The 13,475-nt window shown below is 44.6% G+C and carries 15 protein-coding genes and 1 pseudogene; 9 read left to right on the top strand and 7 right to left on the bottom strand.

Annotated features, from left to right (window positions below; all coding sequences use genetic code 11):
- Positions 1–31: 31 nt before the first annotated feature.
- A pseudogene (locus HPC38_RS09405) lies at positions 32–257 on the bottom strand (IS3 family transposase); the annotation flags it as partial.
- Positions 258–358: 101 nt separating this feature from the next.
- Between HPC38_RS09405 and HPC38_RS09400 the strand changes: the two are divergent.
- Complete coding sequence (locus tag HPC38_RS09400; RefSeq protein WP_208121024.1) at positions 359–718, top strand: hypothetical protein; 360 nt, start codon at positions 359–361, stop codon at positions 716–718.
- Positions 715–1,065, top strand: a complete 351-nt coding sequence (locus tag HPC38_RS09395; RefSeq protein WP_208121023.1) for a hypothetical protein — start codon at positions 715–717, stop codon at positions 1,063–1,065. The genes HPC38_RS09400 and HPC38_RS09395 overlap by 4 nt, the downstream gene beginning before the upstream one ends.
- 264 nt (positions 1,066–1,329) lie before the next feature.
- Here HPC38_RS09395 and ygfZ read toward each other — a convergent pair whose 3' ends face one another.
- The 5 genes from ygfZ to yrfG form a co-directional block, all read right to left on the bottom strand.
- Entirely contained in the window at positions 1,330–2,271 is a 942-nt protein-coding gene (gene ygfZ / locus HPC38_RS09390) for a tRNA-modifying protein YgfZ (protein WP_208121022.1), read from the bottom strand.
- Positions 2,272–2,387: 116 nt separating this feature from the next.
- On the bottom strand, positions 2,388–4,010 hold the full coding sequence (gene pckA, locus HPC38_RS09385; RefSeq protein ID WP_208121021.1) for a phosphoenolpyruvate carboxykinase (ATP): 1,623 nt from the start codon (positions 4,008–4,010) through the stop codon (positions 2,388–2,390).
- 149 nt (positions 4,011–4,159) lie between these two features.
- Positions 4,160–5,032, bottom strand: a complete 873-nt coding sequence (hslO, locus tag HPC38_RS09380) for an Hsp33 family molecular chaperone HslO (protein WP_208121020.1) — start codon at positions 5,030–5,032, stop codon at positions 4,160–4,162.
- A 58-nt stretch (positions 5,033–5,090) separates the two neighbouring features.
- Positions 5,091–5,489: a ribosome-associated heat shock protein Hsp15 gene (hslR, locus tag HPC38_RS09375; protein ID WP_208121019.1), complete on the bottom strand. Its 399-nt coding sequence runs from the start codon at positions 5,487–5,489 to the stop codon at positions 5,091–5,093.
- 132 nt (positions 5,490–5,621) lie between these two features.
- Positions 5,622–6,281, bottom strand: coding sequence for a GMP/IMP nucleotidase (gene yrfG / locus HPC38_RS09370; protein ID WP_208121018.1), 660 nt, complete (start codon positions 6,279–6,281; stop codon positions 5,622–5,624).
- A 78-nt stretch (positions 6,282–6,359) separates the two neighbouring features.
- Here yrfG and nudE point away from each other — a divergent pair, with 78 nt between their 5' ends.
- The 7 genes from nudE (at position 6,360) to HPC38_RS09335 (ending at position 12,917) form a co-directional block, all read left to right on the top strand.
- The gene (nudE, locus tag HPC38_RS09365) at positions 6,360–6,923 is read left to right on the top strand and encodes an ADP compounds hydrolase NudE (RefSeq protein ID WP_208121017.1); all 564 of its coding nucleotides are present in this window, start codon (positions 6,360–6,362) and stop codon (positions 6,921–6,923) included.
- Positions 6,911–7,726 carry a 3'(2'),5'-bisphosphate nucleotidase CysQ gene (cysQ, locus tag HPC38_RS09360; RefSeq protein ID WP_208121016.1) on the top strand — a complete coding sequence of 272 codons (816 nt, stop codon included), beginning with the start codon at positions 6,911–6,913 and terminating at the stop codon, positions 7,724–7,726. The genes nudE and cysQ overlap by 13 nt, the downstream gene beginning before the upstream one ends.
- 127 nt (positions 7,727–7,853) lie before the next feature.
- Positions 7,854–9,353 (top strand): glucose-6-phosphate dehydrogenase, encoded by a 1,500-nt coding sequence (zwf, locus tag HPC38_RS09355; protein ID WP_208121015.1) that lies wholly within the window; start codon positions 7,854–7,856, stop codon positions 9,351–9,353.
- Between the two features lies 1 nt (position 9,354).
- Positions 9,355–10,065 carry a 6-phosphogluconolactonase gene (gene pgl / locus HPC38_RS09350; protein ID WP_208121014.1) on the top strand — a complete coding sequence of 237 codons (711 nt, stop codon included), beginning with the start codon at positions 9,355–9,357 and terminating at the stop codon, positions 10,063–10,065.
- A gap of 4 nt (positions 10,066–10,069) precedes the next feature.
- The gene (gene gnd, locus HPC38_RS09345; protein ID WP_208121013.1) at positions 10,070–11,539 is read left to right on the top strand and encodes a decarboxylating NADP(+)-dependent phosphogluconate dehydrogenase; all 1,470 of its coding nucleotides are present in this window, start codon (positions 10,070–10,072) and stop codon (positions 11,537–11,539) included.
- Between the two features lie 253 nt (positions 11,540–11,792).
- Positions 11,793–12,065 carry a hypothetical protein gene (locus tag HPC38_RS09340; RefSeq protein ID WP_208121012.1) on the top strand — a complete coding sequence of 91 codons (273 nt, stop codon included), beginning with the start codon at positions 11,793–11,795 and terminating at the stop codon, positions 12,063–12,065.
- A 15-nt stretch (positions 12,066–12,080) separates the two neighbouring features.
- A complete protein-coding gene (locus tag HPC38_RS09335) occupies positions 12,081–12,917 on the top strand; it encodes a hypothetical protein (RefSeq protein ID WP_208121011.1) in 837 nt (278 codons plus the stop codon).
- A 47-nt stretch (positions 12,918–12,964) separates the two neighbouring features.
- On the opposite strand, the gene HPC38_RS09330 is transcribed toward HPC38_RS09335, so the two are convergent.
- Entirely contained in the window at positions 12,965–13,294 is a 330-nt protein-coding gene (locus HPC38_RS09330; RefSeq protein WP_208121010.1) for a DMT family transporter, read from the bottom strand.
- Positions 13,295–13,475 lie beyond the last annotated feature (181 nt).

Genomic DNA, 13,475 nt, shown 5'->3' with positions numbered 1-13,475 from the left:
AGTTGATTTGACCCTAAAAAGTTAGACTGACTTAATTCAAGGGCTGAGTTCTGTATTGAACAGGACTTAGTCCTTTTCGTTTAATCTGAATACGTTCATTATTGTGGTAATAAATGTACTCATGAATAGTTTTTCAAGTTGTTCAAATGCGTCTCAAAACGTTTGCTGAAGTAACACTCCGTTTTCAATCTCCCAAAGAAACTTTCCATTGCGTCACTATCCAGACAATTTCCTTTTCTTGACATGCTTTGCATGATCATTAACAGTTAGGCACTTTATTGTATACTGTTATCATAATAGTGAGGAACATAGCGCTTATAAAAATTATATGAGGCTAGATTTTGATACAAAATGGTGAATGCCTCTGAGTGGTTCATACCCTTCAAATGAAATCCATGAACAATCTAAAGCATTATTTAAGCGTGTTAGAACAAAATATATTGGCGTAGAAGGTGATGCGGTTTACTCGGGCATGCCTTTCTTAAGAACGTTAGGGATAGGAATGATAGGAAATAATCCTAATGCAGTACCTAATAAAGCACAAATATCTATTTTAGAAGCTCATTCTGAGGCTAACCAAAATATTAATAATTTGAATTTCATTTATGATAAAAATAATAAAGATTCTGCTGGTGAATGGAGAAATACTTTAGATATTCTTAATAAAATTCACCAGAATGGAATAAGAAGTTTTAATGTTATTGAGGAAGATAAATGATTAAAAAAATTACTTTTATATATTTAGTATTCTGTATGAGTGGCTGTTTATGGGTCTGGCATCCGCCGTATTCTTCTTTTTGGAGAGAAGATATATGGGTTCATAAAGATAACAACACTGTTCCTACTGCAGAAATTGTTCAGTATTGCTATGCTCAATCACTAGCACCATTTAAAACAAAAAATATAGGTGGATTAGAAATACCTATTGATCCTGAAGAACAAGCTAAATCGGATGATCTTGATGGCGCTTGTCTATATCAAAAAGGATATAGGTTTAATGCTAGTTATAAATACTGTTATAGATTTGGTAATATTTGTAAAAAATGGAATAAATATAGAAATTAATCAATAAAATTATATCCTATAGTATAGGGAAATAGAAAGTTTTTATAGCTATTTAATATAAAAGAATATTCCGCTTTTATAGAATCTCATGACACAAAAATATACATTTGAAAATGTAGTCTAATCTAATGTTGTTCTAGCCACTTGAAAATGCTGACAAGCCAAAGCGCGAATTTTATGTATTTGGTCATAAAAAATCTGCACCTCAATTAGTTGGTTGCTTAGTCCAACTCTTGGGGTACAGATTAAGTTGAGGCCTTTTTCTTATTCGTCGTTGAGTTCAAAAGGCAGTGCTAGCAAGCTTAGTGGTACATCGCCTAAGCGCATTTTAGAAGTGGGTTGAGTGTCTTTTGCGAGTACGACTTGCATATAGCTTGTACTATCGTACGTGACGTGGCTGATAATGTGACCTGTTTTGCGCCAGTTTTGCTCAAGTGCAAGCTCAACGCTACCACCAAGCTCCACCTGTAATGGGCTTTGCGTCGTGAGCGTGAAGAGTGCGCGTTTATTCGCACCACGGTATTTGGCGCGCGCTACCGTTTCTTGCCCTATATAGCAGCCTTTTTGGAATGAAATTGCGCGGCCTAAATGCTGTAAATTTAATGCTTGTGGGATAAATTCATTTTGGCTCACACTTGAGAGCACGGGTATGCCATCTTGCTGATCAAGCACGTCCCACAGCGTTTCATCATGGGTAAAGGCAATATCCACGCTTCCAAGTGGTGCAATCAGCAAAAAGCGCGGTTGCGGGCAGGCGAGAAAACAGCATACCAGCTCGCCGTGTTGAGTCATCGGTATCTCACTATTGGGGGCGTCCAGGTAGGCGCTCAGTGCCTGCGCGGCATCACTACCAGCCAGCCCAAAAAGTGCTGCTTCACGTTCATTGAAGGTCACTTTGGAGAACACGGCGTATTTTTTTAACTCTTGTAATGCCTTTGGTTGTAAGGCCTTTCTCACTATCAGTGCAAAATGCTGCTCGTTGAATTTCACCAGCCAATAGACCGCCCATACTTTGCCTTTGGGGTCACAGTGAGCGCACAGGGTGTTTTCGCCTGGGGCAAGCTTGTTGACATCACATGTCAGCTGTCCTTGCAGGAATTTTTGCGCATCGTCACCTTTAATATCAATCAGTTGAAATTGGTTTAAAGGACAGGTGAGCAGCGTATGCTGACCACTGAGTTGATTGCGAGAGCAAAGTGCGGTCATAAAAACCTCGAATAAAAATAAGAATTATTGATGCTAGGATTGTACACGTTCATTTTTCGACGCGCAAAAAAAACCGCACTTTATGCAAAGTGCGGTTGGAGAACAGCTATGTGTGATTATTTTTTAGGGCCTGCGCTGACCAACGCTTTGCCTGCTTCGTTGCCAGTGTATTTCGAGAAGTTTTTCACGAAACGGTCTGCCAAGTCTTCAGCGCGTTTAGTCCACTCTGCTTTGTCGGCATAAGTGTCGCGAGGGTCAAGGATTGCTGGGTCAACACCTGGCAATGCGGTTGGCACTTTGAAATCAAAAATTGGGATATTTTTGGTTTCGGCCTTGTCGATTGAGCCATCTAAAATTGCATCGATGATGCCGCGGGTATCTTTAATGGAGATACGTTTGCCGCTGCCGTTCCAGCCAGTGTTAACAAGATATGCTTTCGCACCAGTAGCTTCCATTTTTTTCACCAATTCTTCAGCATATTTAGTTGGGTGCAAGCTCAAGAAAGCCGCGCCGAAACACGCTGAGAAGGTTGGGGTTGGCTCGGTTACGCCACGTTCTGTGCCAGCCAATTTGGCGGTGAAGCCAGAGAGGAAGTAGTATTTAGTTTGCTCAGGTGTCAAGATTGATACAGGTGGCAACACACCAAAGGCATCAGCAGACAAGAAGATCACTTTATTTGCGTGCCCTGCTTTAGACACAGGTTTCACAATGTTTTCAATGTGATAGATTGGGTAAGACACACGGGTGTTTTCAGTCACGCTCTTGTCGGTGAAGTCAATTTTGCCGTTTTCATCCACAGTCACGTTTTCAAGCAAGGCATCGCGTTTGATGGCGTTGTAGATGTCTGGCTCGTTTTCTTTTGATAGATTGATGACTTTCGCATAGCAACCACCTTCGAAGTTAAAGATACCGTCATCATCCCAGCCATGTTCATCGTCACCAATTAACAAACGTTTAGGGTCGGTTGAAAGGGTGGTTTTACCTGTGCCTGAAAGGCCGAAGAAGATAGCAGTTTCTTTGCCATCTTTGCTGGTGTTAGCCGAGCAGTGCATTGATGCCATGCCGTTGAGTGGTAGCAGGTAGTTCATGTAAGAGAACATACCTTTTTTCATTTCCCCGCCATACCAAGTGTTTAAGATTACTTGCACTTTTTCAGTCAAGTTAAACACCACGGCAGTTTCAGAGTTCAAGCCCAATTCTTTATAGTTGGTCACTTTCGCTTTTGAAGCGTTCATGATCACGAAATCTGGCTCGCCAAAGTTCGCCAATTCTTCTTTGGTTGGGCGAATGAACATATTGGTCACAAAGTGGGCTTGCCATGCCACTTCCATCACGAAACGCAGTTTCAAGCGAGTGCTTTCGTTCGCACCACAAAACGCATCCACCACGAACAAACGTTTATTGCTCAACTCTTCAGTGGCGAGTTTTTTCACTTCTTTCCAAGTCTCTTTACTGACGGGTTTGTTGTCGTTTTTGTATTCGTCTGATGTCCACCAAATGGTGTTTTCAGTGGTTTCGTCTTTGACGAAGAATTTATCTTTTGGTGAACGGCCAGTATAAACGCCAGTTTTGACATTCACTGCGCCAAGTTCGGTCACTTGGCCTTTTTCAAAGCCTTCTAAACCGTCTTTGGTTTCTTCGGCAAAAAGTTGGTCATAACTTGGGTTGTACACCACTTCTTTAACGTCGTGAATACCCAATTTTGCTAAGTCTTTAACGACTTGTTCTACACTGCTCATAATTACCTCGTTAGTTGAAGATTAAATACCAAATAATAGTGACATTCTACGGCAAAATTTTTTGTAAAACTGTTAGCTAGATCAAAGTATGAGAACTTGGTTGCGAATTTTTTATAAAAAATAAAACCCCGCATTGTGCGGGGTTTTTGCTAGTGCTGCTGTTTCATTTGAGTAATGGTGTCTTTATTAAAATAGTAATGCGTGCCGCAACATTCACAGCGCATATCAATGCTGCCGTTATGTTCTGCCAAAATGTCATCAATTTCCGCATCACTGAGCAACAGCAATGCGCCACCTGAACGCTCTTGCGAGCAGCCGCAGTGAAAGCGCACCGCACTTTTCGGGAACAACTCCACCTCTTCTTCGTGATAGAGGCGATAGAGCATCTCTGCCGCGCTAAGGCCGAAAAGCTCCTCGGCCTTGGCGGTTTCCATCAGCACTTGCAGGTGTTGTAAATCGTCTTGCTCTCCGATGCCATCGGGCATCACTTGCAATAACATGCCCGCAGCAACGGCTTGGCCGTTAACTTCCCCCGTTTTAATGCAAAGTGCGGTTTGCAGCTGCTCGGAGCGCTCAAAATAATCTTGTAAGCACTCACTTACGGTTGGCTTGCCTAGCTCTACAATGCCTTGATAGCGCTCGCCTTGGGTTGGATTAATGGCAATCAGCAACACGGCATTGCCCACCATCTCTTTGAGGGTGGCATTGTCGGGAATGTCGTCCTCACAGCGGGCGAGTGCGCGCAGTTGCAATTGATCATCGCCGTTAATCAGCGCCAATTTCAGCGCCCCGTCGCCACGAATTTGCACGGTGATCTCGCCTTCAAATTTTAAGGTGGCGGTTAAAAGTGCGGTCGCCACCATCATTTCGCCGAGCAAATTGCGCACGGCGGTGGGGTAGTTGTGCGTATTGAGTGTGTCACTAAAAGTGCGGTTGAGCCGCACCCATTCACCGCGCACGGCACGGTCTTGAAATAAAAATCGATATAAGCTGTCGTTATCTTGTGTATCAATGGTTGTCATAGTTTGCCTTTTGTTTTGCCTTTGTGCTTATATGGCGTCAAATTGCGCGATTGCAAGGTCAGTTTTGATATTTAAATTTCAGCAAATCACGCCGCTCTTTTTTATTCGGGCGACGCTCTGGGTGTGGCATGGCAAGGGCATTATTCTTGCGCGCAATAGCGAGGGCTTCGCGCTTTTCAAGGCTTTGTACGGTTTCTTGATAAAGCGTTTGCGCCACACTCGCGCCGCTGCGTTTGCCGCTCAAGGCAAGCACAATCACTTCTTTTTCATCGAGACCTTGGCGTAATTTGATGATTGCTCCCACTTCTACGATTTTGCTCGGCTTGCTGCGCTGGCCGTTATAATGCACCTTGCCGCCGTCAATCATCTCGCGGGCGAGGCTGCGGGTTTTGTAAAAGCGCGCCGCCCATAGCCATTTGTCTAGCCGTACACTGCTGGTTTGCTCGGTTGTGTGCATAATGCCTCCTTGAAAGCATTATGATAGCGCACTTTGTTCTTTTATGACTAGGCTTGAATGTCGAGGTGGCGTGGGAAATGCCCTCTGAGATAGTCATGATAATCTCATCGGTGCTATCTCAAAAACGGGGCATTAGTTCAACAATTGCGCAAAATCGGCGATGCTGTCATGGCCGATGAAATGCTTTTCTTCTGTCAGAGAGTTCGGCGTGCGCACCGCTAACGTATGCCCAATGCCATTGGCGCGGGCGCAATCGAGCACTTGCTGCATATCATCAATCAATAAAGTGCGGTCAGGTGTGATGGCATAGGCGGAAAAAAGCGCCTGCCAAAGCGCATCGGTCATTTTTGGGTGCTGAAATTCATGGGATGATAAAATGAGCTCAAAATAAGGCTCAAGATTACACTGGGCAAGTTTTTCTTGTAGGCTATAGGGGTGAGAATCGGTTAGTAAAATCAGTTGCTTACCCATGCGTTTGAGTGTGGAGAGTAGTTTTTCTGTATTTGACCGCACTTTAAGTTTTTGCACATGTTGGTGCAGCATCTCGCGAATGGGCAATTGCAGCGTGTCGGCCCAATAATCCACATCATACCACTGCATGGCGTGTTCAATGCGGTCATAGTGCGCTTTGAGCAGCTGCTGGCTGGCGGCATCGGGCACGGCGTGAGTGGCGCTGTAGGCTTGGGGCACAACGGATTTCCAAAAGGTATAATCCAGCGCCAGATCAATCAACGTGCCATCAAGGTCAAAAATCACGGTGTCGATGGCCGCCCAGTCACAATTTTTCAACATAGGAATGCGTCTCTTTTATTGTTTTTATTGCCTGCTATGGTATCGTTATGCTAGCACTTTGTAAAATAAGGGGGCATTATGGCCAAGAAGTACCCAAACCCAGCGATTCTTGAGGTTCGAGAATTAGCAAAAACGCGGCTGTTTTGCGTGCAAGCGGTGGATTTGCGCTTTGCCAATGGCGCGTGTGCCACCTACGAGCGCCTGCGCCCCAGCCTGCGTGGCGCAGTCACCGTGTTGGCCATTGACGGCTCGGATCTGCTTTTAGTGAATGAATATTCTGTGGGTACTGAGCGCTATGAGTTGGGCTTTGTGAAAGGGCGGATTGACGAGGGCGAAACGCCTGAGCAAAGTGCGGTGCGTGAGCTTCAAGAAGAAATCGGATTTAAGCCTGCCAAAGTGCGGTTTTTGCGCACACTCAGCACCAACCCAGGCTACATGAACAGCCCCATGCACCTTTTTTTGGCGTGGGATTTAACGCCTTCCACGCTTGTAGGCGACGAGCCGCAGCCGTTGGAGCTGGTGCGCGTGCCGCTGGCGCAAATTGATGAATTACTTGCGCGTGAGGAATTTAATGAGGCGCGCAATCTGACCGCACTTTACCTTTTGCGTGATTTTCTTAAGGAGGCGCAATGGTCAGTTTAAATGATCAATTGCTGGCCAGCGTGATGTCCATCGCCAAACAAGCTGGCGGCATGCTGCGTTCGTTTTATCAGCAGGATTTGCCCGAGCAGATCAAAGCGGATAACACGCCCGTGACCGCTGCCGATTTGGCGGTGAGTGAATTTTTATGCACCGCACTTTCCCGTTTAACACCCAGTGTGCCGGTGTTGTCTGAAGAAAATTGTGACATTCCCTTTGCCGAGCGACGAAATTGGGCTGAATATTGGTTGGTTGACCCTCTTGATGGCACGCAACAATTTTTGGACAAAACGGGGCAATTTTCGGTGTTGATTGCCCTCGTGCAACATCACCAGCCGTGCTTGGGTGTGGTTTATTCGCCAATGGGCGATCAACTGGTGTATGCCATGCGCGGTGCAGGCGCTTATCGCCTGTGTGGCGATGTGTTGACCGCACTTTCACCTCGTCCATTGCAAGCGGAGCAAAAAGTGCGGTTGGTGATTGGCAACACCAGCGCCGTTTCGCGTTTACAGCCGTATTTGCAGCCACAGGCGAAGGTTGACATTCAACGCTGTGGCTCCAGTGGCATTAAAGGCGTGATGGTCGCCACGGGTGAAAGTGAATGCTACCTGCGCGTAGGTAAAACTGGCGAGTGGGATACGGCGGCGTTGGAGTGCATTTTGCGCGAGATGGGCGGCGATATTTGCGATCTGCGCGGTCAGGCGTTAACTTATAATCAGCGCGAGAGTTTGATCAACCCCGATTTTGTGATGCGTTGTTCGGCAAACAGCGATTGGCGTGCGGTGTTACGCTTTGCGGCCGATTAAAGCAATAGGCGAGGGGGGATTGACACTTTACACCGTTATTTTTTAGACTGCAGAGTAAGTATTCGTTTGCAAAAAGTACAATAATTAAGCGCTAACTGCACTTTGATATTTTTAAGGATTTAAAACAATGAAAAAACCTGAAAACAGCACCATTGTGATTTTTGGTGCTTCTGGTGATTTGACTCACCGTAAACTGATCCCTGCGCTTTATGATCTTTATAAAAGTGGTCGCTTATCCGACGATTTCGCCATTTTGGGCGTCAGCCGTACGGAATATAGCGATCAAGCATTTCGCGATAAATTAAAGGCCTTATTAATTGAGCGCAAGCAGTGCAGCGAGCAAGAGGCTGATGCCTATTTTGCCCACGTTTATTACGAGCCGATTGATACCGCAAAAGTAGAAGAATACGAAAAAGTCAAAGTGCGGTTAGCGGAGCTGGAAAAAGCGCATAACACAGGTGGCAACACACTGTTTTATCTCTCCACGCCGCCGAGTTTATACCCTGTTATTCCGCAATGCTTGGCTAAACATGGTCTGAATTCGCAAGATCATGGCTGGAAACGTTTAGTGGTGGAAAAGCCATTCGGCTATGATCTTAAATCTGCTATTGAACTTGACGAAAGTTTGCATAAAAACTTTGACGAGTCGCAAATTTATCGTATCGATCACTATTTAGGCAAAGAAACGGTGCAAAATATTTTGGTGTTGCGCTTCTCTAACGGCCTATTTGAGCCATTGTGGAACCGCAACTACATTGATTATGTTGAAATCACAGGCGCGGAGTCCATCGGCGTGGAAGAGCGCGGTGGTTATTATGATGGTGCAGGCGCAATGCGTGATATGTTCCAAAACCACTTGTTGCAAGTGCTCGCGCTGATCGCGATGGAAAGCCCAGCGATCATTGATGCTGAATCAATGCGTAATGAAGTGCAAAAAGTGCTGCAAAGCCTGCACCCTATCAGCGAAGATGATTTAGAGAAAAATCTTGTGCTTGGGCAGTACACTGGCGCGAAAGTGCGTGGAGAATACCAAAAAGGGTATCGTGAAGAAAAGGGTGTGGCAGAAGACTCTCGCACTGAAACCTATATGGCATTGAAACTCAAAATCGACAACTGGCGTTGGAGTGGTGTGCCGTTTTATGTGCGCACAGGCAAACGCTTGCCAACACGGGTGACGGAGATTGTAATTCACTTTAAATCAACACCGCATCCTGTATTTCGTCAATCTGCGCCAGAGAATAAGCTGATTATCCGCATTCAGCCAAACGAAGGTATTGTAATGAAATTTGGGCTTAAAGAGCCTGGCGCAGGATTTCACGCCAAACAGGTGTCGATGGATTTCCATTATGAAGATTTGGCCGATGCTGATATTATCGGGCCTTATGAACGCTTGTTGCTTGATTCTCTGCAAGGTGATGCCACCTTGTTCTCACGCAGTGATGCCGTGCGCTCATGCTGGAAGTTTGTGCAGCCGATTTTAGATTACAAAGCAGGCAACCCGAAACTGTATGGCTATGCCTGTGGCACTTGGGGGCCGAAAGAGGCCGATGAAATGATGGAAATCAAAGGCAGAAGCTGGCGTTTTCCATGCAAAAACTTAACCGATACAGAATATTGTGAGTTGTAATATGAAATACATTAAATTTGAAAATGCACAAAGTGCGGTTGAAAAAATCGCACAAGAGCTGCAAGCCTATAGCCAAGAAGGGCGAGTGGTGAACATTTCACTCTCAGGTGGCAGCACCCCTAAATTACTGTTTAAAACTTTAGCCAGTGATTATCGCGACAGCATCAATTGGGCTAACTTGCACTTTTGGTGGGGTGATGAGCGCTGCGTGACGCCTGACGATGAAGAGAGCAACTACGGCGAAGTGAAACGCTTATTGCTTGATAAAATTATTATTCCTGCGAGCAATATCCATCGTATCCACGGTGAAGACGATCCAGAGCTTGAAGCACAACGCTTTGCGCAGGAAATGCAAGAGAAAGTGCCAAGTGCTAACGGCATGCCACAATTTGACTGGATTATTCTCGGCATGGGCACTGACGGGCACACCGCCTCTCTCTTCCCACTGCAAGTTGACTTTGACACAAAGGATCTTGCGATCGTTGCCAAACAGCCACAAAGCCAGCAATGGCGTGTGTCAAAATCCGCGCCATTGATTGAAAACGCCAAACGCATTACATACTTAGTCACCGGCGCAAGCAAAGCGGATTTGCTGCATGAAATTCAACAAAGCGAAGGCAGCGAGCTGCCATACCCAGCGGCGCGTATTAAAGCGAAAAATGGCACAACGGAATGGTATTTAGACGCTGATGCGGCGTTCCAACTCAATTAATTTAATGACACAAAAGGATAATAGTATGAAAGGTGATATTGGTGTAATTGGCCTTGCCGTGATGGGGCAAAACCTGATTTTAAACATGAACGACCACGGCTTTAAGGTCGTCGCCTACAACCGCACCACCAGTAAAGTGGATGATTTTTTAAATGGTGCTGCCAAAGGCACCAACATTATCGGCGCGTATTCACTGCAAGATCTCGCCGACAAGTTAGAAAAACCACGCAAAGTGATGTTAATGGTACGCGCCGGTGAAGTGGTGGATAAATTTATTGAAAGCCTTCTGCCGTATTTAGACGAAGGCGACATCATCATTGACGGTGGCAACTCCAACTACCCAGACACCACACGCCGCACTAAAGATCTCGCTGAAAAAGGCATTCGCTTTATCGGTGCAGGTGTGTCAGGCGGTGAAGAGGGCGCGCGTTTCGGGCCTTCTATCATGCCAGGCGGCAACCCAGAGGCATGGCCTTACGTTAAACCGATTTTGCAAGCTATCTCTGCTAAAACCAAGGAAGGCGAGCCATGCTGTGACTGGGTGGGCAAAAACGGTGCAGGACACTTTGTCAAAATGGTACACAACGGCATTGAATACGGCGACATGCAACTAATTTGCGAAGCCTACCAATTCCTGCACGAAGGTTTAGGCTTGAGCTATGATGAGCTCCACGAAGTCTTTGGCAGCTGGAAATCTACCGAGCTAGATAGCTACCTTATCGACATTACCACTGACATTCTCGGCTACCGTGATGACAATGGCGAGCCATTGGTGGAAAAAATCCTCGACACTGCCGGCCAAAAAGGTACAGGTAAATGGACAGGCATTAATGCTTTAGATTTAGGTATCCCATTGACGCTGATCACCGAAGCCGTATTCGCCCGCTGCGTGTCTTCATTCAAACAACAGCGCGTTGAAAACCAAAAATTGTTCAACAAACAACTCGGCAAAGTGGACGGCGACAAAGCGCAATGGATTGACGCGGTGCGCCAAGCGTTGCTGGCGTCTAAAATCATCTCTTATGCACAAGGCTTTATGCTGATTCGTGAGGCCTCAGAGCAATTTGAGTGGGATTTAGACTACGGCCAAACCGCACTTTTATGGCGCGAAGGCTGCATTATCCGCAGCGCATTTTTGGGCAATATCCGTGATGCTTACGCCAAAAACCCAGACTTGCAATTCCTCGGCGCAGATGATTATTTCAAAAATATCCTTGAGAATTCAATGAGTGCATGGCGTAAAGTAGTCGCCAAAGCGGTGGAAATCGGTTTGCCAATGCCGTGCATGGCCTCTGCTATCACCTTCTTAGACGGCTACACCAGCGCACAACTGCCAGCCAATTTGCTGCAAGCCCAACGTGACTACTTCGGCGCCCACACCTACGAGCGCGTTGACCAACCACGCGGTGAGTTCTTCCACACCAACTGGACAGGCAAAGGCGGCGACACCGCATCAACCACTTATGATGTGTAGGTGTTAAGCTTAAAATATAAAGTGCGGTCATTGACCGCACTTTTTTATTATCTTCTCGTTTCAATCTCTGCGCTCTTGACAAAAGTATCGTTAAATTCTTCAAATATATCTCATATATTCGCTTTAATGTCTTTTATCTCATTAATATATAAATAAATTTATTAAATCGAAGGAGTATACTCCTTGTTGTTTTATCTTTACAGATAAAACAAACAAACCTTGGAAAACAATCAATTCTTTATTGGAGTGCGCTATGGCTATGATAAAGGTTACAGTGGATGTTTATCAAAATATATTTAATGCAGTTAATGGCAAAATCTTAAATGAGTATTGCTTTGACAATGTTAGAGCAATCAACCCACAGCAACAAGCAGAAGTTGATATTTGTATAACGAAAATGCGGGAACAAGATGATCCTATATTATGGGATCCTGATTTGAGGCTGCCTAGAAATAAATCTCCACTTATACAAGTAGGTAAAGAGGCTGTATTGGATACTGAAAAGCAAACGTTTCACTTTAATTAATGCGAGGACAAAACGATGAAAAAGGCAATCACATTAGGTTTAACTACGCTGCTATTAACTGGCTGTGGCTCGAATTTTATGAATTACTCTTCAGCGCCAAAGTATAAGGTAACTGATAATGAAGCATTTTTTATACTTGGTGCTTATTATAATGGATTAGCGTGCATTTATCCAAAAATTAAAAATAAAACCTATAATCAGGCTCAGGAATTAATTTCTAATATGAAGACAGGTGAGAAGGAAGCCACCGCTATATTTGGAATGTTCTTTATAACAAGTACCAATACCATAGGAACTTATAAAACGAATATTATAATTAATGACCCTAATTCATTTAATTATTTACGGGATAGGTTTTTTATGATAGCGGGTGATAAACTTCTTTTAAAAGATTATAAGAACTGTCCAGATGCTAAAAAGAGATGGAATGAACTCAATAAGCTTGCTGCTACTTCTATAAAAGAAAGAAAAAATAAAGAGCTCGCTCAAAAACGCCAAGCGGAAAAAGAAGAAAAAGCACGTCAAGCATTTTATTCCACTCCACAAGGGCAAGCTTATTTAGCCCAGCAACGAATGCTGGCGCAGCAGCAAGCAATGCAACAAAGAGCCATTGCACAGCGTAATGCTGAATTGGAGGCACAGCGTAGATATGCTGAGATGCAAGCACTCAATAACAGCATGGCGGAATTAAACAATACAATTCAGCGTACAAATCAGAATAATATGAATATGTACAATCAAATGAATCAATATAATCAAATGCAACAGATGAACCGCTCTTTGAATAATATCAATAATTCCCTACAAAATATGGGGGGAGGTTCTGGTATTCGTTGGAATAATGTTTATTAAGTTAAAAAATAAAAACCGCACTTAAAAGTGCGGTTTTTTCATGCGGCTTAATGCACCGCACTTTTGGATAACAAATTTATCACCAGCACGCCAGAGATTATCAATCCAATACCAATCATTGCAGGGATGTCTAATTTTTGCTGATAAAACAGCCAGCCAAATAGGGTGACCAGCACAATGCCAAGGCTTGCCCAAATGGCATAGGCAATGCCCACAGGCAGCGAGCGCAGGCTTAGGGTTAAAAAATAAAACGACAAGCCATAGCCCATTAGTACCAGCACTGTTGGTACAGAGCGTGTGAACTCGTGTGTCGATTTTAAAAATGATGTTGCCAGCACTTCGCTTAAAATCGCGATAACCAAATATACCCACGCCATATTGTCTCCATTTTGTTAACTATGGAGGAAATGTTAACACAAAAAAACGTGAAAGTGCGGAGGGCATCCTCTGATCGCCGCCTCTGTGAAGTGTCTCACAGAAATTTACGGCTGAAAGCATTGAATTAGTGAGCAAAAACGATTATGTTAGCAAGATACGTCAATTTTGTTAAAGAGTGCT

Source organism: Spirabiliibacterium pneumoniae (assembly GCF_014884995.1).
GTDB lineage: Bacteria > Pseudomonadota > Gammaproteobacteria > Enterobacterales > Pasteurellaceae > Spirabiliibacterium > Spirabiliibacterium pneumoniae.
Note: the sequence above shows the minus strand (reverse complement) of the source record. Positions and strands in the feature narration are given on the sequence as shown.